Source organism: Lichenicoccus sp., assembly GCF_965276875.1.
Taxonomy (GTDB): domain Bacteria; phylum Pseudomonadota; class Alphaproteobacteria; order Acetobacterales; family Acetobacteraceae; genus Lichenicoccus.
The window spans coordinates 624,908-651,595 of the sequence record NZ_OZ255701.1 but is presented as its reverse complement, the minus strand read 5'-3'; the positions used below and the strand labels follow the sequence as shown (position 1 = coordinate 651,595).

The following is a 26,688-nucleotide window of genomic DNA, read 5'->3' as shown; positions in this document are numbered from 1 at the left end:
ATGTCCAACGTCACCGTCATCGGCGCGCAATGGGGCGACGAGGGCAAGGGCAAGATCGTCGACTGGCTGGCCAGCCGCGCCGACATCGTGGTGCGTTTCCAAGGCGGCCATAATGCCGGGCATACGCTGGTCGTCGGCAATGAGACCTACAAGCTATCGCTGCTGCCGAGCGGTCTGGTGCGCGGCAAGACCGGCATCATCGGCAACGGCGTGGTCATCGATCCGGAGGCGCTGCTCGCCGAGATCGACCGGGTGCGTGCTCAGGGGCTCGATGTCGGCCCGGAGACGCTGCGCATCGCGGAGAACGCGACTCTGATCCTGCCGGTGCACGGCGCCCTCGACCGTGCCCGCGAGAGTGCGCGCGGCGAGCGTCGCATCGGCACCACCGGGCGCGGCATCGGACCCGCCTACGAGGACAAGGTGGCGCGACGGGCGATCCGGGTGTGTGACCTGGGCGAGCCGGAAACGCTGGACTGGAAGCTCGACGAGCTGCTGCTGCACCATAATGCCCTGCTCCAGGGGCTGGGAGCGGCGACGTTCGAGAAGGCGGCGCTGATGGACTGGCTGACCGGCTTGGCGCCGCGGATCCTGCCGTTCGCCGACACCGTCTGGGAGCTGCTCGACGATGCCAGGCGTGCTGGCCAGCGGATCCTGTTCGAGGGCGCGCAGGCGGTCATGCTCGACGTCGATCACGGCACCTACCCGTTCGTCACCAGCAGCAACACCGTCGCCGCCAACGCCGCGACCGGCAGCGGCGTGGGTGCGTCGGCTGTCGGGTTCGTGCTCGGAATCGCCAAGGCGTATTCGACCCGGGTCGGTGCCGGACCGTTTCCGACTGAGTTGTTCGACGCAACCGGCCAATTGCTCGGCAGCCGTGGCCACGAGTTCGGCACCGTGACCGGACGGCCGCGACGCTGCGGCTGGTTTGATGCGATGCTGGTCCGCCGTGCCGTGCGGGTGGGCGGCATCAACGGCCTGGCGCTGACCAAGCTTGACGTGCTGGACGGCCTGGCTGAGATCCGGATCTGCACCGGCTATGCGCTCGACGGCGTGCCGGTGCGCCACCTGCCGGCGGCGCCCGGCGCGCAGTCGCGCATCAAGCCGGTGTTCGAGACGATGCCGGGCTGGCAGCAGACCACACGCGGGGCCCGCTCCTGGGCGGAGCTGCCGGCACAGGCGGTCAAGTATGTGCGACGCATCGAGGAGCTGGTCGAAGCCCCTGTGACCCTGCTCTCGACCAGCCCCGAGCGCGACGACACCATCCTGGTGCGCGACCCGTTTGTCGATTGAGGTCGGGGATCAAACGCGGCAGCCGCTACGTCAATCTCGTCTTAACCTTTCGGATGCATGCTGGCCGCCGCGGAATTCCGGGAGCTTCCATGCATGGTGACAACCGGGGAGACGACGACCACGTCAAACGCGGCTCTTGTGCTTGACGACCGGTTCCGGATCCTGCCCGGCGTGCCGGCTGGCTCGCTCGCCGGGCATGTCTGTGTCGCGGCTGAAGACAAGCGCGGCATCGGCGGCAACCTGGTGGCCCTGAGGACCGAGCCGCTGGCACCCCCGCGGGCGGCGCTCGGCCGCTTCATGCACGCTGATCACGAGGCGATGCTCTCGCCGCTCGCCTATGGCGCGGCCGGTGGCGCCTATTGGATCATCACCCGTCCGCCGCCGGGACCGTCGCTGGTCTCGCTCGCGGCCCCCTGGCGCGGCAACGGCTTGCTGACCCATGTGCTGCGTCCGGCGGCACTCGCCCTCGATGTGCTGCAGATGGCCGGCCTTACCCATCGCGCCATCCGACCTGACAATGTGTTTGTGGCCGCGGGCGGCAAAGGCGCCGTGCTGGGTCCTGGATGGGCCGGACCTCCGGCAATCGGCCAACCGGCCAGCTTTGAGCCGCCCTACAGCGCGATCTGCGCACCGGCCGCGCGCGGCGACGGCAGCATCGCCGACGATGTTTATGCGCTCGGAGTGCTGCTGCTGTCGCTGTGGACTGGCGAAGTGCCGCTGGCATCGCTGGCGGCCGGCGAGATCATTCGCCTCAAGCTCGAATATGGCAGCTACGCCGCACTCACCCAGCATATGCGGCTGCCGCGCGGCTTTGACAACATCCTGCGCGCGATGCTTTCGGATGATCCGCTGGCACGGCCGCTACCTGTCTCGCTAGCCAATCTCGACGGCATCCACGCCCGTCGCGGCGGCTCACGCAGCGCATTGCGAGCGGCCAAACCAATAGCGGTCGGTGGCCAGCTCGCCTGGAACCGGCGCATGCTGGCGCTGCTCTGCGCCGAGCAGCCGCAAGCGGCGACGGTGATGCTGCGTGAGCGCACCATCGAGCAGTGGCTGCGGCGCAGCGTCGAGGACCCCGGCTTGGCGGCAACCGTCGAGGAGTTCCGTCAGGAGGAGATGGTGACGGGCACCAAGGCCGGGAGCGCCAGGACGGCGGGCAACGCGCCGCCACTCAGTGACAGCAACCTGATGCGGCTGGTCGCCCTGCTCGATCCGCTGGCGCCGCTGTTCTGGCGCGGCTACTGGCTGTGGCCGGAAGGGGCCGGGCCAGCACTGGCGGGTGCCTTCGCTCAGCCGCCGCTGGTGTCGTTGCAGGATGCGGGGGTTCTGCTCGAGGACCTGGTGCTGCGCGGCGGTGTTGCGCGTTGGCGTGCCGCGCGCCCCAGCAGGCCGAACTCGACCGAGTTTATGCTGCCGCAGCACCTCCTGCAGAACCAGCTGCAAGGCGAGCCCGCCAACCGGGACGGCTTGCTACTGCGCGCCACCTATGCGCTGAACCCTTATCTCGCCTGTCAGTCGCCGAAATTCAGAGGCGAGTCCGTGGTCGACGCGCTGGCCCTGGTCGCGGTGCTGGAAAGGCTGGGCCCGGAGAAGCTTGGCGGCGACACGCTGCTCGATGCGCACAGCTTTGCCTTCTTGGATGTCCGTACGCAGGACCGCCCGCGTGAGGCGGCAACTGAGCCCGCCGCCGGCGGGGTGGCGCGGGAGTTGGCAATTTTGGCGCGTTGCCAGGCAAAGGGCGACAGGCGGCCATTGCCGCGAATTGCGGCGAGCCTGCTGCCGCGACTGGAGCAGTTGCTGCAGGACTGGCCGGGAGTCAGCCGCAGGCAACGCCGGCTGGCCGCATTGCGAACCGTCGCTGCCGCAGGCGATCTGATGGCCTTATTGGGCCTGGTAAGCGATACAACGCATCGCGAGCAGGATGACGCCGCGCGCAAGCACGCGCTGGACGAGGTGGACGCGATTCGATCCGCGCTGGAAGAGCAGGCGCGAACTGCCAGCGCGCGCCTGCTGGCCAGCCGCCACGCGGCACGTGACACGGCATCGGCCGCCGGCTTGATCTGCGTCATGGCGGCGTTGTTGCTGAAGGTGCTGAGCTGATGGCCCGCGCCGCAAAGGCTGGAGCCACGCGGCGCGCCACGCGACCGCAAGGCCAGCAGGGCTGGAAGTGGTGGCACGGCATGGCCGCAGGCATGCTGCTGATGCTATCGCCGGCAACCGCGCTGCTCCTTGCCGCCCTTGCGGCACCGGTGGTGTTCGCGATTGTCGCGGATACGACTCATCGCCACACCCTGAGCCGGACAATAGGATTGTTCGTACTCGCCGGTGCAATTGGACCGCTTCAGGCGTACGCCACTTGCAGCTACGATATGACTGCCGCTGTAAAGATACTGAGCCGGCCGACCACTATTCCCCTGACGTGGATGATGGGCGGCTGCGGCTGGTTGGTCGACGAGGTCTGCTGCCTGGGCGCCGCGTTCATCGCGACCATGCGCCTGGCAGCTCGAAAAAAGGCTCTGGAGGCAGCGTTGAGCGAGATCTGCAAGGAATGGGAGATCTCGCCCAATCAGGATAAACCGCCCCGATAATGCGGCTGTCAGGCGGCCTGGGCCGTCGCCTTTTCGCCGAGACGCCGGGTCGTCACCTGGCTCTTCATTGCCTTCTGCAACTTCTCGAATGCCCGAACCTCGATCTGACGCACCCGCTCGCGCGATATGCTATAGACTTTGGAGAGATCCTCAAGAGTGGCTGGCTCTTCCTTCAGGCGACGCTCGATCAGGATATGACGCTCGCGTTCGTTCAGCGTATGCAGGGCCTGACCCAGCAGCGCCTTGCGTCCCGAGAACTCCTCATGCTCGGCCAGCATGGTCTCCTGGCTGTCGCTGACATCGACCAGCCAATCCTGCCATTCGCCCTCACTATCGGCACGCACCGGTGCATTCAGGCTGTGATCGGGCGCCGCAAGCCGACGGTTCATGTTGATGACGTCAGTCTCAGAGACAGACAACGCTTTGGCGATCGAGCCGACCTGCTCAGGGTGAAGGTCACCATCGTCGATCGCCTGCATCTGTCCCTTGAGCCGCCGCAGGTTAAAGAACAGCTTCTTCTGAGCCGCGGTGGTGCCCATTTTCACCAGGGACCAACTATGCAGGATATATTCCTGGATGGCCGCGCGTATCCACCACATCGCATAGGTGGCGAGGCGGAAGCCACGATCCGGGTCAAACCGCTTTACCGCCTGCATCATGCCGACATTGCCTTCGCTGATCAGTTCGCTGATCGGCAGGCCGTAGCCGCGATAGCCCATGGCGATCTTGGCGACGAGGCGCAGATGCGACGTCACCAGTTTGTGTGCGGCTGCGGTGTCTTCGGTATCGCGCCAACGCTTTGAAAGGCTAAGTTCCTCCTCGGGCGCCAGCATCGGGAACTTACGGATATCTTGAAGATACCTGGACAGGTTACCTTCGGGACCAACATTAAGGACGGCAGAGGCCACAGTCAGGCTCCTTTCGTCTGAAACTTCAGCGAACCTACCGAGGCCCATACGGCGCAATCGGCAAGAGGTTGCACGTCCGGTTCAGGTTGGGCGCGGGTGAGGACATCACGTCCCCGGTAGGCCTCCCAATCAGGCAAGGCACAGCCAGGACGTCCAGACCGGCGGGGCGCCCGCTCGCAGGACATGTTGCAGTGCATACAGGACCGCTGCGGTCCGGTCAAGAATGACCGTCTGAATTCGCGGTAATGCACGCCAGCAGAGCCTGGAAGTCCGCCGGCGGCCGCCGCTCGAAGCGTAGAGGCTCACAGGTGCGTGGATGCGTGAAGCCAAGGGTCGCCGCATGCAGCGCCTGCCTGGGGAAGTCGATCGCGGCCTGTCGCGCCGCGGCGCCGAGCAACCGCGCCGCTGCGGGAACGCGACGCAGATAGACGGGGTCGCCGAGCAGAGGGTGGCCTCCGTGCGCGAGATGAACGCGGATCTGGTGGGTGCGCCCGGTCGCCAGGCGGCACTCGACAAGGCTTACGGCGCCATGGAGTGCGCGCAACGTACGATAGCGGGTCAACGCCGGCTTGCCGCCGCTGGCGCGGACCGCCATGCGCTTGCGGTTGCTCGGGTCGCGGCCGATCGCGCCGTCGAATTCGCCGGACGCCGGAGACAGCATGCCCCAGCAGAGTGCGAGATAGGCGCGCTCTACGTTGCGCGCGGCGAAGTCCGCGCTGAGTGCCGCAAGTGCTGCCTCGGTCTTGGCCACGACCATGATGCCGGAGGTGTCCTTGTCGAGCCGGTGCACGATGCCGGGCCGCCGCTCACCGCCAATGCCTGGTAGCGCGTCGCCGCAATGCGCGAGCAGAGCATTGACCAGTGTGCCGTCGGCGTTGCCGGGTGCTGGATGCACGACGAGCCCCGCGGGCTTGTCGAGCACGATCAGGTCGGCATCCTCATACAAGACGCTGAAGTCGATGGCCTGGGCGTCCGGTCGCGCCGCAATCGCCTCCGGGAAGGTCACGCAATACAGCGCGCCGGCGCGCACCGGATCGGCGGGATCGCGCAACACCGCCTCGCCACGCCGGACATGGCCGTCCAGGATCAGGGCCTTGACGCGGGTCCGCGATGCCGTGCCGATGACCGCCGCCAGGAGCCGGTCGATGCGTTGGCCAGCCTGCTCGGGGCTGGCGACGAGCTGAAACGGAGCCTGCATGATCGCGCAGGCTTAGCAAAACTATCTTAGCGGAACTATGGCGCCAGGAGAAATCGGGTGGGGCAGGCGATGAAGGCTCTGGTGGTGTCGGTGATCGTCATGGGCGTGCTGATCCTGATCGGCACCGCCGTGCTGATCGGCACCGTGGTGCATCGCGCGACCCATCGCGCCGCACCGACTTCGATTGCCGCCGGGAGGACGGCTCTGTCACTCGATCAGCCGGCAGGCACTCGTATCGGCTCCGTCACCCGCCAGTCGGACACAAGGCTGGCTCTGGTGCTCACCGGCGGCGGCACCCCCGACCGGCTGCTGGTGTGGGACCTCGCCGCCGGCCGCATCGTGGCGACCTTGCGCCTGAGCCACTGACCGCGGTCTTGCACGCACCACGCCGCTGCTCTAAGAGCCCTGCTGCCACGTCCTGTTCGTCTAGAGGCCTAGGACACCGCCCTCTCACGGCGGTAACAGGGGTTCGAATCCCCTACGGGACGCCATCAGATCAACGGCTTACGCGCGCGACCTGTGGCTGTGCGGAGTAAGCCGCGTGTGGGCGCCTTGGAATGGGTGCGGACGGCAAGCCCGCGCGCTGATCGCGATGTCGAAGCAGGTGGTGTGACGCGCCGGGCTCAGGACCGAAAGCCAGGCAAGCCCGTCACCCGCCAATCGTCACCGGGCCTTTCGCACCGACGAACTCGACTGTGATTGACGCGCAAAGCGGCTGCCCGTCCGAGCCGCCAATATCGATCTTCCTCGGCATCAGGCTGGCGATGGTCCTGATGTATGCCGACGGATCTCGTCGGGCGACGCGGCAGCCATCAGGCGACCTCTCCAACTGGCTCCACTTCGACCACGATGCGGCGTCCAAGCGCCCGGAGGGCGGCCTCGACGTAAGCGACGCGGCTCCGATGCAGCGGGTCGCGCAAGCGTCGTGCCGCCTTTTCGTCAATGCCGAGACGACGGCCCAGCTCGACATTGGTCATCCCGGCTTCAAGCAACGCGTCGTGCAGCGCGAGCTTCCCGGCTTCGAGCATGGGCACCACCGCCACGTCGCGGCCGGACAGCGTGCTAGGCGCCGGAATGGGGCGCCCCTCCTCAACGTAGAACGACAGCGCGGACACGAGCGCGTCTTCGGCCCGAGCGATAGCCTCGGCGCGCGTTGCGCCGCACGTCACCATCTCAGGGATGTCCGAACACGTGACGGTCACGCCGTCCTCGGCCTCCTCGACGGTTAGCGCATAGGCGTAGCGCACGCTCAGTCCTCCAAGTCCGAAGCCGACAAGCCAAGCTGACGAAGGATCGCGCGATAGGTCCCGGTCGGAAGATCACCGCGATGCAGCGGAACCACCGTCCTCGCGCCGTCGTGACGGACCTTCACGTGACTGCCCTTTCCGGCTGTCTCCTCATGGTCAAGCGCAAGGCAGGACGCCCGGCGCCGCAGCCTCACGAGCAGGTCGCTCGCCTTCACCGGATTGGTCATCGGACAATTCGGTCCGAATGTCTATGCCGGAGTGCTTTACGCAGTCTCCGGCCGTCCCGCGCGAAGCAGTATCGGAGCGTCCGCCGCCGGCGCGATCCCGAAGGCTCCGAAGGCCGCGCGGATCGTGTCCGCGACGTAGTTTGGCGCCAGGTGCGCGTAATGCTTGGTGATCGTGTCCCGCTGCGACAGCAAGCTCCCGCGTTCCCCACGCCTTCGCCTGCTCGACCGCTTGCCGGTAGAATGAAGGTATCCTCGTCCATATCAACTCCACCGGGATAGTTGCTGTGAACAAAGGGTCTCTAGAAGAATTCGACGATGCAATCGCGTTCTGAGATGTTGAGGCTGAAAAGATGGGCCATTAACGTCGCAGGCTGGTCGATCATGCCGACATTGTTAGAGCTCCCAATCCTCGATCTGGACGCCTGCCACGCGTTTGAACTCGTCGGTATTGTGGGTGATCAGGGTCAGTTCCCGCGCCTTGGCTTGACCGGCGATCAGGACGTCGAGGGGGCCGATGGGTGTTCCGGCAAGAGCGAGAAGCGCCCGGATCTCGCCGGCCTGACTGACGAGGTTCTCAGTTCGGCGCTGGCTTTTGTAGGCGCCGTAGAACAGCTCGTGGGCAACGACGGAGGGTAGGCCGAACTCCGCCGGCCCGTGTTGGCGTAGTCGCGCCGAGAGCCGGGGGTGGCGCTTGAGCAGGCTGATGACGGCGTTCGTGTCGAGCAGATGGTTCACTCGAAGTAGCCGAGCTCCGGCCCGTCCGGTTGCGGCTCTTTTTCGCCGGCTGCGTGCTCGAAGTCCGGGTCGACCGGAGCCGCCAGAGTGTCGAGCCAGCCCCAGTCCATGGGGATGGGCTCGAGGATGACGGCGGGTCCGTGCCGCCGAATGCGGACCTCGTCCTGGTCGAAACGGAAGGCTTTTGGCAGGCGCAGGGTCTGGGAGCGTCCAGACCAGAAGAGCTTTGCCGTGTCCATGTATCACCTCTGATAGATGGCAAAGATCTATCTCGTTTGTCCTGATGCAAGCGCGACCACTTATTTGCTTCAGGCGGGTTGCGGTGCGCGAAGTCTGACGTGGGGGTGGTAGGCTAGGACCAGGGCGATGAGCAATGCGCCGAGGACGGTGGCGCAGAGCAGCGCGAAGCCGCCGCTCAGCAACAGGCCGGCGGCGATGCCGCCGACGGTGGCGCCGAGCGAGCTTGAGGCGTTGAGCAGGCCCACGCTCTCGGCACGGCGGGCGGGGGAGAGGGTCACCGCGAGCGCCGTGCTTGACACCGACAGCAGCGGCCAGACCACCTGGGTCGCGGCAAAGCAGGCGAGCAGCGGCAGCACCACCACGGAGCCGCGATCGAACGACAAGGCAAGCATCAGTGCGACCAGCACGGCGCGGATGGCGAGGCCCGCACGCATGACCTTCCAGGCGCCGAGGCGCGTGTCCCAGCTGGCGACGCGGCTATAGAGCAGCAGGCTCAGTCCGACGCCGATTGCATAGGCGGTGGTCGGCAGGGTCGCGTCCGAGCCGTATGAGCGGACCATGACCACCGCGATCATCACCGAGAGCCCATTGGTCGCGGTGTAGGAGAGCAGCCAGCTGCCGAGGAACCAGGCGAGGCCGCTATGGGCCAAGCCCGCGATGGCCTCGCGGGTGATGCGGTGGAACTGGCGTTGCGCGCCGATCGCGGCCGCATCGCCGCTGCGCGGCGGCCGCGGCCTGAGTTCCGGTCGCGAGACGACGACCACGGGATCGGGAGCGTAGCGGAGTGCGACCGGAACCGCGAGCAGCAACAATACGCCGCATAGGACCAGGGCGTCGGCGGTGTGGCGCAGCCCGAGCACGCCCGCGAGCAACAGGCCGAGCAACTGCCCGCCGCTCATGAACGCCTGCAGGATGCCGATCAGGCCGTCCCATTGCGTCTGGGGCTCCACCTCGACGATGAACATGGTGGCGACGGTGCTGGCACTCGATACGCCAAGGCCGATGGCGGCGGCACTCAGCATGTGTTGCGAGACATCGCCGGGCAGGGCATGCGCGAACGAGGCGAGGGCGGCGAGGATCAGGCCGGCGACGAGGGTTGCACGGTGGCGGCGGTGCCGGTCGCTCCAGGCGCCGACGAACGGGGCGGCGACGCCGGACGCGGCAAAGGCGGCGTAGGTGAAGCCGGAGGTCGGTCCCGGTGCCGCGGCCAGCGGCAGGATGATCGGCACCATGCCGCTCTGCACCAGGCCGAGGATGGCATAGCAGGCGATCCAGCGTGGGGCCGCGCGCATGCCGCCGCCCGCTACCGGACCACGTCGCGCGGCCGGCCAAGCCAGCGCGGGTGTTTGCGCTCAATCCAGGCCAGTCGCCTGCCGGTCCAATGTCTCAGCGCGGGGATGTCCTCGGAGAGCAGCACCACCCCCAACGGCAGCATCCACAATCCGAACACCGGCAGGATCGCGAGCAGGCCGCCGACGATGAAAAACAGGCCGGCCGGCACCCGCAACCAGCCGGATGATGGGCGGCGCAACCAGTGTATCATGGATTGCAGGCGCGGCGGCAGGCGGCCGATCAGCAGGTGCAGCCGCCGCTCGCGCTGCTGCTCGGCCTCGATGCTGCCGCTGTCGGTGGACATGAGCAAGGAGACCTTTTCAGTGCCGGACGATGTCGACCGTCACGGTTCGGACGATCGGGTGCCACGTCGCGTTGCGGGTATTGGTTTCCATCCCGAACCCCCAGACCCCGAACGCCACGACGAGGACGGCGCCGATCGCGGCGTAGAGGCGGGACCGCAGCACCTTGCTGCGCGCGCGCACCTCGAAGTTCTCCGCCACCAGGTCAAGACGCTCGCTGTAGAGGGTGAGCGGATCGCGATGTCTGCCGATGGTTGGCGGCACGATGGTCGGTCGAGGGGACATCGGCAAATGGTAGGGATCGCCGTGCTCGCGGGCAACCGGGCCCGCAGATTATGCCGCGTGCGAAAACCAGACTAACAATGGTTCCAGACCGGACCGTCAAGAGGAGCTGCGAGGGTTGCTAGCGTCACCGCGTAATCTGAGGGAGACGTTCGGCCTGCTCGCCCGCCTGCACTGCACCGACCGCCTGGAGACGCTGCTCGATCAGGTGGACTGGAGCGGTGTCACGCCGCAGCAGCTTTCCTACGCGGTGCTGGGCCGGCTACGGGAGGGCCTGCATTACGCGGGCCGGACGGGGGCGCCGTTCGATGCCAAAGCCTATTTCATCGCGCTGTTGCACGACACGGCGTTCCAGGCTGACATCGTCGTGAACCTGCTCCGCGCATTTCCTGAAAAGCCCCGCCGCTTCTTTGTGCACGTGCCGCGCTGCGGCGGCACCTCGCTGGGCGAGACCCTGGCAGCCCACGCCTGCACCATCCCGCATAACACCATCGGTGCGGACTGGTCGGGCGGCCGCGACTTCCTCGATCATGTGGCGGAGATCTGCCGTGCCATGCCAGGGCACGAGGCGATCCATGTCAGTGGCCACTACACGCTTCGATTCGTGTTTGACGCCCGCCTTACCAGGTTCGGCGACAGCATCTGGACCAGCGTCAGGCCGCCGCAGGAGATCGTCCTCTCCTTCATGAACTATATTCTGACCATCCTGCACGAGGACCCGCAGCGGATCCGGCCCGACACGCGGCACTGGGCAAGGCTCCTCGACCTGGACCGGCCGTTCTGCGTGCTGTCCGACCGTGACAGGCGCGCCCTGTTTGGCCGTCTGATACGTGATCGGCGCCTGATCCCACGCGATCTGCTCAGCAACTTCCTCGGTGACGGGACCGCGGCGAGTGCGATGGATCTGTTGGCCTCGAGCGATGCCGAGATTATCGACAGTGCCCGGCTGGATCACTGGCGCGGGCGGCGCTGGGCTACGGACCCGCTGATCCGGCGCAATGTCTCAAGGCGCTTTTTCTCCTGGGACACGCTCGATGCGGCCCAGCGCCGGCAGGTGTGCTCGTTGATCCGCGAGGACAGCGTGCTGCATGACGCCATCGCTGCGGCAACCGGGGACAATGTCTCGATCCGCGGCATGGCTGTCGCCGGGTCTGCGGACCGGGCTGCACTGCGCGCTAACGCGCCAAGGCGTGGGATCAAGCGCGCGTCACGGCCGATCCTGCTCGATGCGCGCTTCGGTCGGCTGCCGTCGGCCGAGGTCGGTTGGGCGGACCCGCCGCTTGACTACCGCACGATCGAGACGACAATGCGATTTCCGCTTGTCGACACGCGGATCCGGTTGCGGTTTACCCGACGCCCTCCGGATACCGAATTTGGTGTGGGCTGGCCGCGCGGCGTTTTGCGGCTATTCGGGCGCATGATGACGATGCTGAGGCAACGACGCGCCGGCTGAGGTAGGGCTTAGAAGCCTTCGCGCTCCAGGCGCTTACGCTCCATCTTGCGGGCGCGGCGAACGGCCTCAGCGGCCTCGCGGGCCTTGCGCTCGGATGGCTTCTCGTAGTGCCGGCGAAGCTTCATCTCGCGGAAAATGCCTTCGCGCTGCATCTTCTTCTTGAGCGCCTTGAGCGCCTGGTCGACATTGTTGTCACGGACAAGAACCTGCACTGCGCTTTTCACTCCTGCTTGATCATGCATGACGGCCACCCGTGACCGGAAGGGAGCCATAGCATAACGGGCGCAGGTTGCACAAATGCGGGTTCCGGCTCATCTGCCACTCGCACGATAGTTCGGAGCGCGCATGGCCCTGCTCAAGATCGCCCGTATGGGACACCCCGTCCTGCTCGCCCGCGCCGAGCCGGTGCCGGATCCGAAAGCGGCGTCAGTCGCCCAACTGATCGACGACATGATCGAGACCATGGAGGACATACGCGGCGCTGGTCTTGCAGCACCACAGGTGCATGTGGGCTTGCGCGTGTTCGTCTATCGTGTTCCCGAGGAGCGCAGCGCCGGACCGGACGACCCGCCGCGCGCGGTGCAGGCGCTGATCAATCCCACCATCGAGGCGATCGGCGACGAGCAGGCGTTGCGCGTCGAGGGCTGCCTGTCGATCCCCGGGCTGCGCGGCGCGGTGCCACGGCCGGCGCGTGTGCGTTATGCCGGCTGGGATCGCGCGGGCGAACCCATCTCGGGGGAGGCGAGCGGCTTCCTGGCCACCGTCCTGCAGCACGAGAACGACCATCTGGACGGCATCCTGTATCCGATGCGCATGACCGACCTCAGCCGGCTCGCCTTCGAGGACGAGTTCGCCCGTTTCGGGCTGCTGCCATGACGCTGCTCGGCCGCCTGCCGGGTCTGCTGCTGCCAGCACTCGCCGATGGCGCGCAGCGCGCCGCGGTGTCGGAGTTTCCGGCACCGATGGAGCAGCATCCGTCGCGCGATGCCGCCTTGCTGGCGATGTTGCCCCTGGTCGAGACGCTCGGCTGGAGCCTGCGCGCGTTGCGCCAGGCGGCCGGCCCTGACGCCGACCTGCTGTTTCCGGGTGGGCCTGCCGAGATGGTCGAGGCGCATGCCGATCTCGGCGACCGTCGTATGGCCGAAGCGGCCGGCACGATCGCCGAGACGCGGGTAAGTGCGCGGGTGCGGGCGCTGATCCTGCTGCGCCTGGAGCAGGCGGCCGGCGAACGCGAAGCGATCCGGCGCGGCCTCGCGCTGTTGTCGCTGCCCGGCAACCGCCTGGCGGCGCTGCGCAGCGTGGCGCGCACCGTGGATGCGATCTGGCACGCGGCTGGCGACGCGTCCGCCGACATGAGCTGGTATAGCAAGCGCGCGATCCTGACCGGGGTCTATTCGGCGACGTTGCTGTTCTGGCTGCGTGACGAGAGCGACGGCTCCGATACGCAGGCGTTCCTGGACCGCAGGCTTGCCTCGGTGGCGCGCTTCGGTCGCCGGTCGGCGGCGCTGAAGGAACGCGCGGGTTACGCGTTCAACCTCGCCGCCACCTGGTCCGGCGCCATGCGCACCAGGGCCTCGTAGTCGCCGAGCAGGGTCTCGGTAATGCGCCCGGGGGTGAACGACAGATCGCCGATTTCGCGCACCGGGGTGACTTCGGCGGCGGTGCCGGCAAGGAACACCTCGCTGGCACCCGCCATCTCGTCGGGCATGATCGCCCGTTCGATCACGTCAATCTGCCGCCGCTTGGCCAAGGCGATCACCGTGCGTCGGGTGATGCCGTCGAGAAAGCAGTCGGGGATCGGCGTGTGCAGCGCGCCGTCGATGACGAAGAAGATGTTGGCGCCGGTGGCCTCGCTGACCTGCCCGCGCCAGTCCAGCATCAGCGCATCGCTGTAGCCGGCGGCTTCGGCATCGTGCTTGGCCATGGTGCCGATCATGTAGAGTCCGGCGGCCTTCGAGCGGGTCGGTGCAGTCTCCGGATGCGGCCGCTTCCACGTCGCCATCGCCAGACGCACGCCGCTCAGGCGGTCGGCGCCGAACAGATTGGGCCATGGCCAGCACGCGACCATCAGATGGATCGAGGTCTGCTGGGCGGACACCGAGAGCTGCTCGGTGCCGCGCCAGGCGAGCGGGCGGACATAGCCGTCGGTCAGGCCGTTGGCCGCCAAGGTGGCGACGCAGGCCGTGTCGATCTGCTCGGCCGAGAACGGGATTTCGAAGCCGAGGATTCGGCCGCTCTCGATCAGCCGCTCGGTATGTTCGCGCAGCTTGAAGATATGGCCGTCATAGGCGCGCTCGCCCTCGAACACCGCGCTCGCATAATGCAGCCCATGCGACAGCACATGCAGCTGGGCGTCGCGCCAGGGGATCAGCTTGCCGTCCCACCAGATCTCGCCGTCCCTGTCGTCGAACGGAATCAGCGCCATCCGTGTCATCCTTCCCGCAGCGAGCGGAGCACATACGAACGCGCTTCCCTTATGTCAATGAAGCTGTCTTAATTCCGGGTCATGACCGCCAAGCTGCTGTCCACGCGCGACCCTGTGCCTGCTTCCCCCGAGCCAGGGCCGCCAGCAGGCACCAGCCTGCTGTTCCTGCGCGAGGAGCAGATACGGCTGACCCAGGACCTGTTGTTCCTGGCCTATCGCGACTTCACTGCCTCGGCCGATGTCGAACTGGAGCGAATCGGTCTCGGGCGCGCGCATCATCGCGCGCTGCATTTCATCGCCCGCCGTCCCGGAATTACGGTGAGCGAACTGCTGGGGCTGTTGCGCATCACCAAGCAGAGCCTGGCGCGGGTGCTTGGCGAGCTCGTCGCGCGCGGCTACGTCATGCAGGAGACCGGCAGGCGCGACCGGCGCCAGCGTTTGCTGAGCCTGACTGAGGCCGGCCGCGGACTGGAGCGGCTGCTGTTCGAACGCCAGCGCGAGGTGGTTGCCGGCGCCTATCGCGAGGCCGGCGGAGCCGCGATCGAGGGCTTTCGCAAGGTCATGCGGGCGCTGATGGACGGCCGCAGCCGGGCGTTGCTGGATGGCCTGCCGGCGTCGGACAGGTCGCGATGAGCGGGTGCGAGGCGGACCCGCACGTCATTGTCGTCGATGACGATGCACGGTTGCGCCGCCTGCTGAAGCGCTATCTGTCCGAGCAGGGATTTCGGGTCAGCGTCGCCGACGGCGCCGCAGAGGCGCGTCGCATCCTCGGCTTCATGCAGCCCGATGCGATGGTGCTCGATGTCACCATGCCAGGGGAGTCGGGCCTTGAGTTGACCCGCGGCTTGCGGCTGATCGGCCAGAACCTGCCGATCCTGCTGCTGACCGCGCGCGGTGGCCCGGAGGACCGGATTGCCGGGCTGGAGACCGGTGCCGACGATTATCTCGGCAAGCCGTTCGAGCCGCGCGAGCTGCTGCTGCGTCTGCGGGCCTTGCTGCGCCGGGTGGGGCCGCCGTCGGCCAGCGACAATGTCAGCCCGGTGCAGCTCGGCGAGCTACTGTTTGATCCGGTGCGTGGACTGCTGAGCGACGCCGAGGGGCCGCTGCGACTGACCGGCGGCGAGTCGGCCCTGCTCGCGGCTTTGGCGCGCCGGCCGGGAGTGGTGCTGTCGCGCGAGGCGATCGCGCGGACCCTGGAGATGGACGAGTCCGGCGAGCGCGCCATCGACGTGCAGGTGACCCGGCTGCGCCGACGGATCGAGCCGGAGCCGCGTGAGCCGCGCTTCCTGCATACCGTGCGTGGGCGCGGCTATGTCCTCAAGCCTGGCGCCTGAGCGCGACACGCGCGCGCGCTGGCGGCTGCGGCTGGACCGGCCGCTGCGGCGGCTGCTGCCGCGCTCGTTGCTCGGCCGCTCGCTGCTGATCCTGCTGATCCCGCTGGTGGCAACGCAGGGGGTCTCGCTCGGGCTGTTCTATGGCAGCCATCTCGACATCGTCTCGCGCCGGCTGTCCGCGGCGGTCGCCGGCGAGATCGACCAGACGCTGCTGCTGCTTGATCGCTTCCCCAATCCGGGCGATCGTGCCTGGATCATGCAGACCGCCTCGCGGCAGTTCGAGCTGGAGATGCATCTCAAGCCGCATGCCAGGCTGACCCATGTCGGCTCGACGCATGTGCTGGGGCCGATGGATGACGATCTCGCCGACGCCTTGCTGCGGATCCGCCATCCGTTCAATGTCGACTGGCTGTCGGATCCGCATACCGTGCGCATCCAGGTGCAGCTCGACAGCGGCGTGCTTGATATCGGCGCCCCGCGCAAGCGCCTCGATGTCGGGCCGATCTGGCTGTTCGTGGCCTGGGTAGCCGGCAGCGCGCTGCTGCTGTTCCTGATCGCGGCTTTGTTCATGCGCATCCAGGTGCGCGCGATCCGCCGTCTGGCGCGCGCGGCGGAAGCCTTCGGCATGGGGCGCGAGCAGGCGGCGATCCGTCCCGAGGGGGCGCAGGAGGTGCGCAAGGCGGCATCCGCCTTCAACCGCATGCAGGAGCGTATCCGCCAGTTCGTCGCCCAGCGCACCGCCATGCTCGCCGGCGTCTCGCACGATCTGCGCACGCCGCTGACCCGTCTGCGTCTGTCTCTGGCGATGGTGCCGCAGCATGGCGCGCTGGTTGCCGAGGACCTCGCCCCGGAGATCAGCGAGATGATCGGCGACGTCGAGGAGATGGACCGGATGATCGAGGGCTACCTCTCGTTTGCCCGCGGCGAGGGGGCAGAACAGGCGCAGCCGGTCGATCTGTCGGCGCTGCTCGAGGAGGTCGCAGCCGCCGCGCGGCGCGCGGGCGCGGACTTCGTCAGGGTGACATGGACGCCGATGCCCGAGCTGATGCTGCGCCCGGGTGCGATGCGACGGGTGCTGGCCAATCTGCTGGATAATGCGCGTCGTCATGGCGGGCGAATTTCGCTGGTGGCGATGCTCGATGCGCAGGCGTTGCAGATTGTCGTCGACGATGACGGACCGGGCATCCCGGCGGCACGGCGCGAAAGCGTGTTCCGGGCGTTCGAGAGCAGTGCCCGCGGCGGCACCGGGCTGGGGCTGACGATCGCGCGCGACATCATTCGCGGCCATGGCGGGGAACTCAGCCTGGAGACCTCGCCGATGGGTGGGCTGCGGGCACGGATCCGGCTGCCGGTGTGATGCGGCCGCGCAGCCTGGTGTCGGGCAGGCCGGCGCCGACGGCCAGGGCCGCGCACACCACCACGCCGCACAGCAGGAAGCTGTCGACCAGGCCGAGGCGGGTTGCGGTGGCGATATTGGCCGCGGCCGCACGGGCGAGCCGCGCGGCAAGCAGCGCGCCCGAGAGGGCGACCCCCGCGGCCCCGCCGAGCGAACGCAGGAAGATCATCGCCCCGGTGGCAGCACCGAGCTCGGCCCGCGCCACCGCGTTCTGCATTGTCACCGTTAGGTTCGGCATGGCCAGGCCGATGCCGAGCCCCAGGCCGGCCATCGAGACCAGGAACCAGGCGGGTCCGACGTCGAGGGCGGCGAAGCCGGCGAGGCTGAGCAGGGACGCGGCATTCAGCGCGACGCCGCCCAGCACGAACAGCCTGGGGCGACCCAGGCGTGCGACGATCCGGCCACCGCCGATCGAACTGAGCAGCATCCCGCCCACCTGCGGCAGCAGCATGGTTCCGGCCACCGCCGGGCTCATCCCCATGACCCGCTGGAAGTAGAGCGGCAGGAACACGGTGGCGCCGAACAGCGCGAAGGCCAGCAGCGCGTTCACCGCGACGCAGCGGGTGAACACCGCATTGTTGAACAAGGCGAGGCGGATAAGCGGCTCCGGCGCACGATATTCGCGCCAGAGGAACAGGGCGATCAGCCCGGCGGTGCCAGCCGCGAGTGTCGCGGCATCGGCGGAAAGCCAGGCGAAGCTGCTGCCGCCACCGGACAGCAGCAGCAGCAGGCTGGTGGTGAAGCCGGCCAGCAGCCCGGCGCCGGCGTAATCCACGGGACCGGAGGTCGCGCGCGCGGGCGCTGGCAGTCCGACCGCGATCATCACCAAAGCGAGTGCCCCGAACGGCAGGTTGACGTAGAACACCCACCGCCAGGACAGGGTCTGGGTGATGATGCCGCCGAGCACCGGGCCGGCCACGCTGGCCAGGGCGAAGGTCCCGGTGAACAGACCCTGGTAGCGCGGCCGGTCGATCGGGGCGACGACGTCGGCGATCGCCGCCTGGGCCAGCACCAGCAGGCCGCCGGCGCCGAGGCCCTGCAGTGCCCGAAAGCCGATCAACTCGTCCATCGACCGGGCGGCGCCGCACAGCAGGGAGCCGGCGAGGAACATCACGATGGCGATGAGGAACATGCGCCGGCGGCCGTGGCTGTCGGAGAGCTTGCCGTAGAGCGGTGCGGTGATGGTCGAGCACAACAGGAAAGCGGTGACCACCCAGGCGAGGCGGGTCATGCCGCCGAGATCGCCGACGATGCGCGGCAGTGCGGTATTGACGATGTTCTGGTCGAGGGCCGCCAGCAGCATCGCCAGCAGCGCGCCGGCCAGCACCGTCCAGAGTCGCCGACGGTCGGACGCGGCCGGTTTCAGATCCTCACCTGACGCACCGGAACAAACCTAGCCGCCGCCGCCGAGCGTGTTGCCGGTGCCGCCATGGCCGTAGCCGTTCTCGCTGTTGCCGAGGCCGCCGCCGCCGAGCGTGCTGCCGCCGAGCCCGCCGAGCGGCGAGTAGCGGCCGACATTGCCGATCAGCATCTGCAGGAACGAGGTCTCGCTGCCGGGGGTCGGCGTCTGGCCCGAGGCCATCGCCACGTCGTGGGCGTCGGCCTTGTCCAGGATCCTGCGGTTGCGCAGGATGCCGCCGGCGTCGAAGCTGAGCACCACCACCTTCTGGCGTTCGATCCTGGGACGCGCCAGCGGCACGGGGGCGGTGATTTCGCCGATATAGATCCAGGTGTTGTCGTCAAAGGTGGCATGCGCGGTCGGCGAGCCGATCAGGCTCTGGGCCTCGCTGCGCGTGGTGACGCCGGGGACCAGCTTGTCGTAGTCCGACGCCTCGATCTGGGTGCCGCGGTCGGTCGGGATCGGGGCGAAGACGGCGCAGCCGGAGAGCGCCGGCATCGCGAGCAGCGCCGCCAGCATCGGTGCGGCACGAAGCGCTTCAGACCGCATGGCGGGATCATCGTCCTATGATAGAGGCTGGTCAGGTCCGGGTGCCTGAACGGCCGGTGGGTGTCAACACACGTCGGAGACGGAGAGTAACAATGGACCAGCAGCAGCCGGAAGTCTCGCGGCGTGTTCCGATCAGCCGTATCGGCGCCGGCTTCGAGCAGACGATCGAGGCGACCGCCGAGGAATGCCGCGGCCTCGCACGCCGGCTGGGCGTGCCGGCGGTAGTGTCGCTGCGCTGTCGCTTTTGCCTCGACGCGCACGGCGAGGGCCGCATCGACGCCGCAGGCGACCTGCGCTGCGAACTGACCCGCATCTGCGTGGTCTCGCTCGAGCCGTTCGAGACCACGGTGAGTGACCGCTTCGTCCTGCGTTTCGTGCCGGAAGACGCGATCGCCGGCGGCGAGACGCTCGAGATCGATCCCGACGCCGCCGATGAGGTGGGCTATGCCGGCGGCCTGCTCGATCTTGGCGAGGCGGCCTGCGAGCAGCTTGCCCTCGTGCTCGACCCCTATCCGCGCATGCCCCAGCTTGGCCTGTCTGGCGTCGCCGCACCTGAGGACGGGCCTGAGGACCCGCGCGGCGGCTTTGCGCAACTGAAGAACTGGCACGTGAAGAATGGGCGCGGCACCGGCTCGGGCGAGGCCTGACGCGCCGGCTGCGCGCAAGTCCGGTGGTTTGCTTGCGGACCTGGGGCCGCTCTGCTAAGCCCCGCGCCTCGCATTTTGACCGCCGGCGCGCTAAGACGCTGTTGAGGCGCGTCGCACGTAACCGAATTGGAGGGGCTAACCCCCATGGCTGTTCCCAAGAGAAAGACCTCTCCCTCCCGCCGCGGCATGCGCCGGAGCCACCAGGCGCTGCCGGTGCAGGCGCACGCCGAGTGCGGCAATTGCGGGGAACTCAAGCGTCCGCATCATGTCTGCGGCCATTGCGGCCATTATGATGGCCGCGAAGTGGTGCAGGCCGGCAAGGCGCTCAAAGGCACCGTTCGTATCTGAGCGGAGCCGCTCGTTGTCGGATGAAGCGCGCCTTGCGGACACCTCTCTGACGCCGATGCGGCGGCCCAAGGCCGTGGCCGAGGCGGCCTTCAATCTTGCGGTCGATGCGATGGGCGGCGACGGCGCGCCCGGGATCGTCGTCGACGGGCTGGCAATCACCGCCGAGCGCCATCCGCGCGCGCGTATCCTGCTGGTTGGTGACGAGGCGGCCCTTGGGCGGCTGCTGCGCGGCAATCGCCGTGCGAGCGCGATCTGCACCGTAAGGCACGCCGCCAGCGCAGTCAGCATGCAAACCAAGCCGACCGCCGCCCTGCGCATGCGCGACAGCTCGATGCGGCTGGCGATGGACGCCGTGGCCCAGGGCGAAGCGCAGGGCGTGGTCTCAGCCGGCAACAGCGGGGCGCTGCTGGCCCTGGCCAAGATCGTCGTGCGCACCTTGCCGGGGATTGACCGTCCGGCGTTGGCCGCACTCAGCCCGTCTTCGCGCGGCGACGTGGTCATGCTCGACCTTGGCGCCAACATCATCTGCGACTGGCGCAACCTGGTGGAGTTCGCGGTAATGGGAGAGGTGTTCGCGCGCACCGTGCTCGGACTGCCGGCGCCGACGATCGGGTTGCTCAATGTCGGCGCCGAGGAGCTCAAGGGCGACGAGCGGCTGCGCCTGGCCGCGGAGGTGCTGCGCAGCTCCCCGATCGCCAAGCAATTCCACGGCTTTGTCGAAGGCCACGACATCACGGCCGGCACCACCGACGTGGTGGTGACCGACGGCTTCACCGGCAACGTGGCGTTGAAGACCGGAGAGGGGGCGATGCGCCTGGTCGGCGACCTGCTCAAGCAGGTGTTCGCGGAGACTATCGTCTCGCGTCTGGGCTACGTGCTGGCCCGTCCCGGTTTGGAGCGGATGCGCGAGTGGCTCGATCCGCGTCGCTATAACGGCGCCGTGCTGCTCGGCCTCTCCGGCGTTGTGGTGAAGTCGCATGGCGGCGCCGACGCGGAGGGCTTCGCGCATGCCATCGACGTGGCGATGGACATGGTCACCCATGGCTTTAACGACCGTATTCGCGCGGGCCTCGAATGGGTCGGGCCGGCCGGCAAGCCGCAGCCGGGCCAAGGTGCGAGTGGTGCGGCGAACGTCGCCGCGGCGGGCTGAATGACGTCCAAACCTCCCGTAAGCGTGGAGCTGGTGGGTGTCGGCGGCTACCTGCCTGAGCGCATCGTCAGCAACGACGCCCTTGCCGGCCTGGTCGACACCTCGGACGCCTGGATACGTGAGCGCACCGGCATCACCCAGCGTCATCTGGCGGCACCGCACGAGACCGCCGCCTTCATGGGCACCGAGGCCGCGCGACGGGCGCTGCACGCGGCCGGCATCGAGGCCGCGGACGTCGACGCCGTCATTCTGGCGACCTCCACGCCCGACCAGGCGTTTCCCGCGACGGCCCTGCGCGTGCAGGCGGCACTTGGCGCGAGACGCGGCTTCGGCTTTGACGTGAGTGCCGCCTGCTCTGGATTCATCTTCGCGCTGGCCACGGCGGAGGCGTTCATGCGTTGCGGGCGCGCGCGCACAGTCCTGGTGATCGGCAGCGAAGTATTCTCGCGCATCCTCGACTGGAGCGACCGCGGCACCTGCGTGCTGTTCGGCGACGGTGCCGGTGCCGTGGTGCTGCGCGCCGGCGAGGCTGGGTCCGGGCGGGGGATCCTGTCCTCGCATCTGCACGGCGACGGCACCTCGGGCGACCTGCTCTATGTCGACGGCGCCGTCGGCCTGCGCGACGCGAGCGGCTATCTGCGCATGAACGGGCGCGAGGTGTTCCGCCACGCGGTGGCCAAGCTGTCCGCCTCGGTTGACGAGGCACTGGCGGCGAACGGCCTGGGACACGCCGATATCGACTGGCTGGTGCCGCACCAGGCGAACAAGCGGATCATCGATGCGATCGGCCGCAAGCTCGATCTGCCGGCTGAGCGGGTGGTGGTCACCGTCGACCGCCATGCCAACACGTCGGCGGCCTCGATCCCGCTGGCGCTGGCCGAGGCGGTCGGCGACGGCCGGATCAGGCGCGGCGACCTGGTGCTGATGGAGGCGCTCGGCGGCGGCTTGACCTGGGGCTCGGCGCTGGTCCGGCTGTAGCGCGCGAGAGTTTCGTTCATTTGACGGGACTTGCGCGCATGCTTACGTTTTGCGCATGAGTACCGTGACACGGGCCAATCTCGCCGAGACGATCTATACGCAGGTCGGCCTCTCGCGCAACGAATCGGCCGAACTTCTGGAGAACGTACTGGAGCGGCTCGTCGCGGCGCTGCAGGCTGGCGATTCCGTCAAGATCAGTGGGTTCGGAACATTCTCTGTGCGCCAGAAGGGGCGCCGGGTCGGCCGCAATCCAAAGACCGGGGTTGAAGTGCCGATCCTGCCGCGATCGGTGCTGGTGTTCCGCCCGAGCCAGGTTCTCAAGGCGCGGGTCAACGGCCAGGAGCCAGGTTTGGGAGCCGGGCTTGAGGACGATAGCGGATGATGTCGGACGAGGCCGAACTCGCCTTCGAGCGCGCGGGCCGGCCGAAGAAATCGGCGGGCGCATTCCGCACCATCAGCGAAGTCGCCGACGATCTGCATGTGCCGCAGCATGTGCTGCGGTTCTGGGAAACCCGCTTCGGGCAGGTCAAGCCGCTCAAGCGCGGCGGTGGCCGTCGCTATTACCGCCCCGACGATGTGGTGCTGCTGCGGCGGATCGCCGATCTGCTTTACACCCAGGGCTACACCATCAAGGGCGTGCAGCGCCTGCTGCTTGAAGGTGACGGGGCCATGGAAGGTGACGGGGCCTTGGCGGACCTCCCGGAGGACGAGCCGGAGCCACCTGCCGTCGAACCGGAGCCGGTCAGACCTCCGCCGCGCGCCGATCCCGCGCGCGAGCGCGACGCGCTTCGACAGGTCCTGATCGAAACCTTGCAAACACTGGAGCGCATCAGGGACATGTTACCACTCTGACTCGTTGCCGCTCTGATACATTGCGAGTCTGGCGCGGTTGCGATGCCGCGGCCTCGCTGCTACATCCAACTCGCCGACAGGCAGACGGGCAGTAGCGCAGCCTGGTAGCGCATCAGTCTGGGGGACTGGGGGTCGTGGGTTCGAATCCCGCCTGCCCGATATCCGTCTCCGGCATTGGCGTCCAGTGCGGTCCGGTCCACTCCCGCCAGAGCAGGATCAGGGCGGCCATGATCGCCGGCCCGACGAACAGACCGAACAGCCCCCAGGTCTCGACCCCGCCGAGGATGCCGAGCAGCACCCACAGGAACGGCAGCTTGGTGGTGCCGCCGATCAGCACCGGCCGGATGAAATGGTCGGAGACGAACACCACCAGCATGCCGAAGCCGAACAGCACGATGCCGGTGACTGCCGAGCCGTTGGCGACCGCCAGCAAGGCGGCCAGGCCGATGGCGATCGCCGCACAGAACGGGATCATCGCCGCGACCGCGGTCAGCACCCCGAACAGGGTCGGGTGCGGTGTGCCGGCGATCGCATAGGCGAAGCCCATCACCACGCCTTCGCCGATGCCGACGAGCACAAGGCCGTCGACGGTGCCGTGCACGGAGGCCACGATCTGCCGGCCGATCCGCTCGCCGCGCACCCCGAACGCCCGCCGGCTGCCCACCAGCATCTGCTGTGTCACCGCATCGCCGTCGCGGAACAGGAAGAACAGGGTGATGATGGTAAAGGCGAACAGAGTGAGGCGGTGCGCGACCTGACCGCCGACCTGCCGTGTCATTGCAAAGCTGCGGCCGGGCCGGAGATTTTCGAACAATGCGTTGGCGTCGCCTGGGTCGGACAAGTGGTGCTGCCACCAGCCTCTGGCGTTGTCCGCGCCGAACGGCAGGACGTCGATCCAGTGCGGCACCGGCACCCCGGCATGGCGGGCATGGCCCATCCAGACCAAGACGCCCTGGGCTTCGCGGGCGGCCTTCAGCGCGATCAGTGCCAGCGGCACGATGAAGATGAGCGCGATCGCCACGGTGAAGGCGAGCGGCAGCAGCAGGTTGTGTTCGCCGGGTGGCCAGCGTCGCTGCGCCCGCCAATAGAGCGGCCAGACCGCGATCGCGAACACCACCGCCCAGGCCAGCGCCGGCAGGAAGTCGTGCAGCGTGAACAGGCCGAGCAGCGCCAGCACCAGCCCGAGCACGCCGAGCGCGATCCGCTGTGCCCGGCTCGCCGATGGGCCGGCTGCGTGCTCCTCACGAACGACGCCGAATGGCTTGCTCTGCATCACGATCCTTGCTGCCTTCGCTGATCGACCGCATAGCCGGGTTTGCCGTGCGCGCGAAGCGGGCTTAGTGCGTCCTGCACAGCCGAGCCAGGAGAAGCCATGACCCAGCACCGCCTCGCAGCAACCCCGGACACGGTTCGGCACGGCCAGTTCGACGCCGCGATCCCGCCGGTCCTGACCATCGACTCCGGCGACACCGTCGACATCCAGACGGTCTCCGGCTTTCCGGACGTGCTGGCGACGGCGCCCCGCGGCTTCGACGTCCCGCCGGCGCTGTCGTCGGTGCTCGAGGCCAGGGACGAGCACCTGGCAGGCCACATCCTGACCGGCCCGGTGGCGGTGCGCGGGGCGGCACCCGGCGACATGCTGGAGGTGCGCATCGAGGCGGTCGAACCCACCTGCGACTGGGGCTATTGCGGCTTTCGTCCGCTCGCGGGAACGCTGCCGAACGACTTCACCGAGCGCTTCCTCGCCCACATCGCCGTCGATCGCGCGGCAGGCACCTGCACGCTGCCCTGGGGCGTGACCCTGAAGCTGGCGCCGTTCTTCGGCATCATGGGCGTGGCACCGCCTGCCGCCTGGGGCCGCATCTCCTCGCGCGAGCCGCGTCGGCATGGCGGCAATCTCGACAACAAGGAGCTGGTCGCCGGCAGCACGCTGTTCCTGCCGGTGTTCGTGGCGGGCGCCAACTTCTCGACCGGTGACGGCCACGGTTTGCAGGGCGACGGCGAGGTCTGTATCAACGCCCTGGAGATGTGCCTCGACGGCCGCTTCACCTTGATCCTGCACAAGGGCGGCGGCCCCGAGGCGCCACGCTTACGCATGCCGCGCGCGCAGACGCCGACGCACTTCATCAGCATGGGCCTGAACGAGGACCTGAATGAGGCAATGCGCCAGGCGCTGCGCGAGATGATCGCGCTGATCACCGAACGCAGCACCATCTCCGCAGGGGAGGCCTACGCGACCTGCTCGCTCGCGGTGGATTTCCGCGTCACCCAGACCGTCAACGGCGAAAAGGGCGTGCACGGCATGTTGCGCAAGGGGCTGCTGTTCGACTGAGTTCGATCAGAGAGAGCCATGATGGAGCCCCAGGAGCGCGAGCGCCGCGTCGATCTGGCGTTCAAAGACGTCCGGTCCGGGCGAGCCAGTTCCGAGGATCAGGTCCTGATACGCATCGCCGAGTGTGAGATGGACGACCTGCTGGGCTACGAACGGCGCCGTGTCGGTGTCGAATTCTTCCGCCAGGAGCTGTGTGATCGCCACCCGGAGCGGTCGATACCCCGCCTCCCATAACAGATGTCCCAACCCCGGCATCCTGCCGGCCTCCCCGACGATGGCCCGGTAAAGGTGAACGCTGTCCGAGCTGGCAACACCATCCGTAAACGCCAGAAGGAGTTCGCGTAGCCGCTCGCCGGTCGGCCGCAAACTCGGCGGCGGCTCAACCACCTCCGGCGCACACATCGCCTCCACGAGCGCCTTTACCAGCGCCTCCTTTGATCGGAAATGGCGATAGATGGTCTGCTTGCCGACACCGGCTTCGGCGGCAACATCATCCATCGTGCCCTGTGCAAACCCCTCGCGCATGAAGACGGTGCGTGCGCCCCCGAGAATGGCCGCGCGCTTGGCTGGGTCGAGTGCGCGTCCGGGTCGTCGCGGCGCGATGACATCCATAAGCGGTCCTTGACGAGACTGTGCGGTCTCGCTACCTAGCGATTTGCGAGACCGATTAGTCTCGCTTAAAGCAGGAGGCCGCAATGTCAACTGATCCGATCAGGCTTGGCCGGCTCTTTGTCGAGCATTGGGACGAGCTCAACACTCTCGACATCTTCATTCAGCTCGGCGCCGTGCCGCCTCCTGGTCAGCCGTCATGACCCCGAGCATCGCAACCGCTCACAAAGCAAGGACCAGTTCCATGCCAGTCGTCAAACTCATGACCGCCGGGCTTCCGATCGCGCTCGGCGCCGTGATGATCGGGGCGGGGGGAGTCAACTTCGCTGGCCCCGCATCGATCCGTAAATCCTTCGCTGACTGGGGCTATCCCGCCGGTTTTCACCGGGTGACGGGCGGCCTTGAAGTCGCGGCAGGCTTGCTTCTGCTGATCCCGATGACGTCACGGGTTGGAGCGATCGGAAGCGCCATCATCCTGCTGGCTGCCGTGGCGACCGTGATCCGGCATCGCGACTGGGGGCACCTGCCGGGCGCCGTGGTCCTGACGGCGGTGGCCGCCGCGGCGATAGCAATCCACCCGTAGTCGGCCCTCATGAAACCGAGAACGCCTCGCGTGTCTCACCGTCTAGGCGGATTGGCATCAGTTATGACCGTTCATGATGTGCGGCTGCGTATAGCTCGTAGAGGTCTCCTGCACGATGGCGGCCCCGTATTGCGAATGCAGCATGCTGCCGGTGGTGGCGTCCTGCTGACGATAGTGCGGCGCCTCGGGCGACGCCGAGCAGGCGACGAGGGTCAATGTCGCGGCGGCCAGGACCAGGCCCAGGAGCAGGCATTGTATCTTTTGCATTTCCGTCGCCTCCAGGA

Annotated in this window: 34 protein-coding genes, 2 tRNA genes and 1 pseudogene; 20 read left to right on the top strand and 17 right to left on the bottom strand. The window is 67.8% G+C overall.

Annotation, left to right across the window (positions count from 1 at the left end):
* The 3 genes from ACQY4K_RS03255 to ACQY4K_RS03245 all read left to right on the top strand — a co-directional run bounded on the left by ACQY4K_RS03255 (position 1) and on the right by ACQY4K_RS03245 (position 3,878).
* A complete protein-coding gene (locus ACQY4K_RS03255; protein ID WP_428393381.1) occupies positions 1 to 1,290 on the top strand; it encodes an adenylosuccinate synthase in 1,290 nt (429 codons plus the stop codon).
* Positions 1,291 to 1,383: 93 nt separating this feature from the next.
* Positions 1,384 to 3,390 (top strand): hypothetical protein, encoded by a 2,007-nt coding sequence (locus ACQY4K_RS03250; RefSeq protein ID WP_428393380.1) that lies wholly within the window; start codon positions 1,384 to 1,386, stop codon positions 3,388 to 3,390.
* Positions 3,390 to 3,878 carry a hypothetical protein gene (locus ACQY4K_RS03245; RefSeq protein ID WP_428393378.1) on the top strand — a complete coding sequence of 163 codons (489 nt, stop codon included), beginning with the start codon at positions 3,390 to 3,392 and terminating at the stop codon, positions 3,876 to 3,878. Before ACQY4K_RS03250 ends, ACQY4K_RS03245 begins: the two co-directional genes overlap by 1 nt.
* 8 nt (positions 3,879 to 3,886) lie before the next feature.
* Here the strand turns inward: ACQY4K_RS03245 and rpoH are convergent, their stop codons facing one another.
* Together rpoH and ACQY4K_RS03235 are read right to left on the bottom strand one after the other, a co-directional pair.
* On the bottom strand, positions 3,887 to 4,792 hold the full coding sequence (gene rpoH, locus ACQY4K_RS03240) for an RNA polymerase sigma factor RpoH (RefSeq protein WP_428395941.1): 906 nt from the start codon (positions 4,790 to 4,792) through the stop codon (positions 3,887 to 3,889).
* Positions 4,793 to 5,003: 211 nt separating this feature from the next.
* Positions 5,004 to 5,984, bottom strand: a complete 981-nt coding sequence (locus ACQY4K_RS03235) for an RluA family pseudouridine synthase (RefSeq protein ID WP_428393376.1) — start codon at positions 5,982 to 5,984, stop codon at positions 5,004 to 5,006.
* Between the two features lie 57 nt (positions 5,985 to 6,041).
* Between ACQY4K_RS03235 and ACQY4K_RS03230 the strand changes: the two genes are divergently transcribed.
* A complete protein-coding gene (locus ACQY4K_RS03230; protein ID WP_428393374.1) occupies positions 6,042 to 6,350 on the top strand; it encodes a hypothetical protein in 309 nt (102 codons plus the stop codon).
* Positions 6,351 to 6,399: 49 nt separating this feature from the next.
* Positions 6,400 to 6,475: transfer RNA gene (locus tag ACQY4K_RS03225), tRNA-Glu, on the top strand.
* A 321-nt stretch (positions 6,476 to 6,796) separates the two neighbouring features.
* On the opposite strand, the gene ACQY4K_RS03220 is transcribed toward ACQY4K_RS03225, so the two are convergent.
* The 8 genes from ACQY4K_RS03220 to ACQY4K_RS03185 form a co-directional block, all read right to left on the bottom strand.
* Positions 6,797 to 7,231: a type II toxin-antitoxin system HicB family antitoxin gene (locus ACQY4K_RS03220; RefSeq protein WP_428393372.1), complete on the bottom strand. Its 435-nt coding sequence runs from the start codon at positions 7,229 to 7,231 to the stop codon at positions 6,797 to 6,799.
* A gap of 2 nt (positions 7,232 to 7,233) precedes the next feature.
* Complete coding sequence (locus ACQY4K_RS03215) at positions 7,234 to 7,458, bottom strand: type II toxin-antitoxin system HicA family toxin (RefSeq protein ID WP_428393370.1); 225 nt, start codon at positions 7,456 to 7,458, stop codon at positions 7,234 to 7,236.
* A gap of 36 nt (positions 7,459 to 7,494) precedes the next feature.
* Positions 7,495 to 7,650, bottom strand: coding sequence for a hypothetical protein (locus tag ACQY4K_RS03210; RefSeq protein ID WP_428393368.1), 156 nt, complete (start codon positions 7,648 to 7,650; stop codon positions 7,495 to 7,497).
* A gap of 201 nt (positions 7,651 to 7,851) precedes the next feature.
* Positions 7,852 to 8,193, bottom strand: coding sequence for a type II toxin-antitoxin system VapC family toxin (locus tag ACQY4K_RS03205; protein WP_428393366.1), 342 nt, complete (start codon positions 8,191 to 8,193; stop codon positions 7,852 to 7,854).
* Complete coding sequence (locus ACQY4K_RS03200) at positions 8,190 to 8,432, bottom strand: antitoxin (protein ID WP_428393364.1); 243 nt, start codon at positions 8,430 to 8,432, stop codon at positions 8,190 to 8,192. The genes ACQY4K_RS03205 and ACQY4K_RS03200 overlap by 4 nt, the downstream gene beginning before the upstream one ends.
* A 69-nt stretch (positions 8,433 to 8,501) precedes the next feature.
* The gene (locus ACQY4K_RS03195; protein WP_428393362.1) at positions 8,502 to 9,725 is read right to left on the bottom strand and encodes an MFS transporter; all 1,224 of its coding nucleotides are present in this window, start codon (positions 9,723 to 9,725) and stop codon (positions 8,502 to 8,504) included.
* An 11-nt stretch (positions 9,726 to 9,736) separates the two neighbouring features.
* Positions 9,737 to 10,069, bottom strand: a complete 333-nt coding sequence (locus tag ACQY4K_RS03190) for a hypothetical protein (RefSeq protein WP_428393360.1) — start codon at positions 10,067 to 10,069, stop codon at positions 9,737 to 9,739.
* A 16-nt stretch (positions 10,070 to 10,085) separates the two neighbouring features.
* Positions 10,086 to 10,352, bottom strand: a complete 267-nt coding sequence (locus tag ACQY4K_RS03185) for a hypothetical protein (RefSeq protein ID WP_428393358.1) — start codon at positions 10,350 to 10,352, stop codon at positions 10,086 to 10,088.
* Positions 10,353 to 10,467: 115 nt separating this feature from the next.
* On the opposite strand from ACQY4K_RS03185, the gene ACQY4K_RS03180 reads away from it, so the two are divergent.
* Complete coding sequence (locus ACQY4K_RS03180) at positions 10,468 to 11,802, top strand: hypothetical protein (protein WP_428393356.1); 1,335 nt, start codon at positions 10,468 to 10,470, stop codon at positions 11,800 to 11,802.
* An 8-nt stretch (positions 11,803 to 11,810) separates the two neighbouring features.
* Here the strand turns inward: ACQY4K_RS03180 and rpsU are convergent, their stop codons facing one another.
* Positions 11,811 to 12,014, bottom strand: coding sequence for a 30S ribosomal protein S21 (gene rpsU, locus ACQY4K_RS03175; RefSeq protein ID WP_010506446.1), 204 nt, complete (start codon positions 12,012 to 12,014; stop codon positions 11,811 to 11,813).
* A 133-nt stretch (positions 12,015 to 12,147) separates the two neighbouring features.
* Here rpsU and def point away from each other — a divergent pair, with 133 nt between their 5' ends.
* Both def and ACQY4K_RS03165 read left to right on the top strand, forming a co-directional pair.
* Positions 12,148 to 12,678, top strand: a complete 531-nt coding sequence (gene def / locus ACQY4K_RS03170; RefSeq protein WP_428393354.1) for a peptide deformylase — start codon at positions 12,148 to 12,150, stop codon at positions 12,676 to 12,678.
* Positions 12,675 to 13,382, top strand: coding sequence for a COQ9 family protein (locus ACQY4K_RS03165; protein WP_428393352.1), 708 nt, complete (start codon positions 12,675 to 12,677; stop codon positions 13,380 to 13,382). The genes def and ACQY4K_RS03165 overlap by 4 nt, the downstream gene beginning before the upstream one ends.
* Here the strand turns inward: ACQY4K_RS03165 and ACQY4K_RS03160 are convergent.
* A complete protein-coding gene (locus tag ACQY4K_RS03160; RefSeq protein WP_428393350.1) occupies positions 13,325 to 14,227 on the bottom strand; it encodes a branched-chain amino acid aminotransferase in 903 nt (300 codons plus the stop codon). The genes ACQY4K_RS03165 and ACQY4K_RS03160 overlap by 58 nt on opposite strands.
* An 81-nt stretch (positions 14,228 to 14,308) precedes the next feature.
* On the opposite strand from ACQY4K_RS03160, the gene ACQY4K_RS03155 reads away from it, so the two are divergent.
* Genes ACQY4K_RS03155 through ACQY4K_RS03145 form a run of 3 tightly spaced genes read left to right on the top strand, consistent with a single transcriptional unit; the run spans position 14,309 to position 16,918 of the window.
* The gene (locus tag ACQY4K_RS03155) at positions 14,309 to 14,860 is read left to right on the top strand and encodes a MarR family winged helix-turn-helix transcriptional regulator (protein WP_428393348.1); all 552 of its coding nucleotides are present in this window, start codon (positions 14,309 to 14,311) and stop codon (positions 14,858 to 14,860) included.
* Positions 14,857 to 15,561, top strand: a complete 705-nt coding sequence (locus ACQY4K_RS03150) for a response regulator (RefSeq protein WP_428393347.1) — start codon at positions 14,857 to 14,859, stop codon at positions 15,559 to 15,561. The genes ACQY4K_RS03155 and ACQY4K_RS03150 overlap by 4 nt, the downstream gene beginning before the upstream one ends.
* On the top strand, positions 15,539 to 16,918 hold the full coding sequence (locus ACQY4K_RS03145) for an ATP-binding protein (protein WP_428393345.1): 1,380 nt from the start codon (positions 15,539 to 15,541) through the stop codon (positions 16,916 to 16,918). Before ACQY4K_RS03150 ends, ACQY4K_RS03145 begins: the two co-directional genes overlap by 23 nt.
* Here ACQY4K_RS03145 and ACQY4K_RS03140 read toward each other — a convergent pair.
* Complete coding sequence (locus ACQY4K_RS03140) at positions 16,860 to 18,284, bottom strand: DHA2 family efflux MFS transporter permease subunit (protein ID WP_428393343.1); 1,425 nt, start codon at positions 18,282 to 18,284, stop codon at positions 16,860 to 16,862. The genes ACQY4K_RS03145 and ACQY4K_RS03140 overlap by 59 nt on opposite strands.
* A 66-nt stretch (positions 18,285 to 18,350) precedes the next feature.
* Positions 18,351 to 18,905 carry an outer membrane protein assembly factor BamE gene (locus tag ACQY4K_RS03135; RefSeq protein ID WP_428393341.1) on the bottom strand — a complete coding sequence of 185 codons (555 nt, stop codon included), beginning with the start codon at positions 18,903 to 18,905 and terminating at the stop codon, positions 18,351 to 18,353.
* Positions 18,906 to 18,997: 92 nt separating this feature from the next.
* Between ACQY4K_RS03135 and ACQY4K_RS03130 the strand changes: the two genes are divergently transcribed.
* From ACQY4K_RS03130 to ACQY4K_RS03100, 7 genes and pseudogenes are all read left to right on the top strand, one after another.
* A complete protein-coding gene (locus ACQY4K_RS03130; RefSeq protein ID WP_428393339.1) occupies positions 18,998 to 19,552 on the top strand; it encodes a YceD family protein in 555 nt (184 codons plus the stop codon).
* A gap of 144 nt (positions 19,553 to 19,696) precedes the next feature.
* Positions 19,697 to 19,900 carry a 50S ribosomal protein L32 gene (gene rpmF, locus ACQY4K_RS03125; RefSeq protein WP_428393338.1) on the top strand — a complete coding sequence of 68 codons (204 nt, stop codon included), beginning with the start codon at positions 19,697 to 19,699 and terminating at the stop codon, positions 19,898 to 19,900.
* A 55-nt stretch (positions 19,901 to 19,955) separates the two neighbouring features.
* Positions 19,956 to 21,050, top strand: coding sequence for a phosphate acyltransferase PlsX (plsX, locus tag ACQY4K_RS03120; RefSeq protein WP_428395938.1), 1,095 nt, complete (start codon positions 19,956 to 19,958; stop codon positions 21,048 to 21,050).
* The gene (locus tag ACQY4K_RS03115; protein ID WP_428393336.1) at positions 21,051 to 22,028 is read left to right on the top strand and encodes a beta-ketoacyl-ACP synthase III; all 978 of its coding nucleotides are present in this window, start codon (positions 21,051 to 21,053) and stop codon (positions 22,026 to 22,028) included.
* A 46-nt stretch (positions 22,029 to 22,074) separates the two neighbouring features.
* Positions 22,075 to 22,410: pseudogene (locus ACQY4K_RS03110) on the top strand (integration host factor subunit alpha); the annotation flags it as partial.
* The gene (locus tag ACQY4K_RS03105) at positions 22,407 to 22,880 is read left to right on the top strand and encodes a MerR family transcriptional regulator (protein ID WP_428393334.1); all 474 of its coding nucleotides are present in this window, start codon (positions 22,407 to 22,409) and stop codon (positions 22,878 to 22,880) included. The pseudogene ACQY4K_RS03110 and the gene ACQY4K_RS03105, both read left to right, overlap by 4 nt.
* Before the next feature lie 85 nt (positions 22,881 to 22,965).
* Positions 22,966 to 23,039 (top strand) — tRNA-Pro (locus ACQY4K_RS03100).
* Here the strand turns inward: ACQY4K_RS03100 and ACQY4K_RS03095 are convergent.
* Positions 22,993 to 24,153, bottom strand: coding sequence for an AI-2E family transporter (locus ACQY4K_RS03095; protein ID WP_428395936.1), 1,161 nt, complete (start codon positions 24,151 to 24,153; stop codon positions 22,993 to 22,995). The two genes, ACQY4K_RS03100 and ACQY4K_RS03095, sit on opposite strands and share 47 nt — an antisense overlap.
* Positions 24,154 to 24,252: 99 nt before the next feature.
* Here ACQY4K_RS03095 and ACQY4K_RS03090 point away from each other — a divergent pair, with 99 nt between their 5' ends.
* Positions 24,253 to 25,212 carry an acetamidase/formamidase family protein gene (locus ACQY4K_RS03090; protein WP_428393333.1) on the top strand — a complete coding sequence of 320 codons (960 nt, stop codon included), beginning with the start codon at positions 24,253 to 24,255 and terminating at the stop codon, positions 25,210 to 25,212.
* A gap of 6 nt (positions 25,213 to 25,218) precedes the next feature.
* Here the strand turns inward: ACQY4K_RS03090 and ACQY4K_RS03085 are convergent, their stop codons facing one another.
* Positions 25,219 to 25,824, bottom strand: coding sequence for a TetR/AcrR family transcriptional regulator (locus tag ACQY4K_RS03085; RefSeq protein WP_428393332.1), 606 nt, complete (start codon positions 25,822 to 25,824; stop codon positions 25,219 to 25,221).
* 241 nt (positions 25,825 to 26,065) lie between these two features.
* Here ACQY4K_RS03085 and ACQY4K_RS03080 point away from each other — a divergent pair, with 241 nt between their 5' ends.
* Positions 26,066 to 26,404, top strand: coding sequence for a DoxX family protein (locus ACQY4K_RS03080; RefSeq protein WP_428393330.1), 339 nt, complete (start codon positions 26,066 to 26,068; stop codon positions 26,402 to 26,404).
* Between the two features lie 57 nt (positions 26,405 to 26,461).
* Here ACQY4K_RS03080 and ACQY4K_RS03075 read toward each other — a convergent pair whose 3' ends face one another.
* Positions 26,462 to 26,671, bottom strand: coding sequence for a hypothetical protein (locus ACQY4K_RS03075; protein WP_428393329.1), 210 nt, complete (start codon positions 26,669 to 26,671; stop codon positions 26,462 to 26,464).
* Positions 26,672 to 26,688 lie beyond the last annotated feature (17 nt).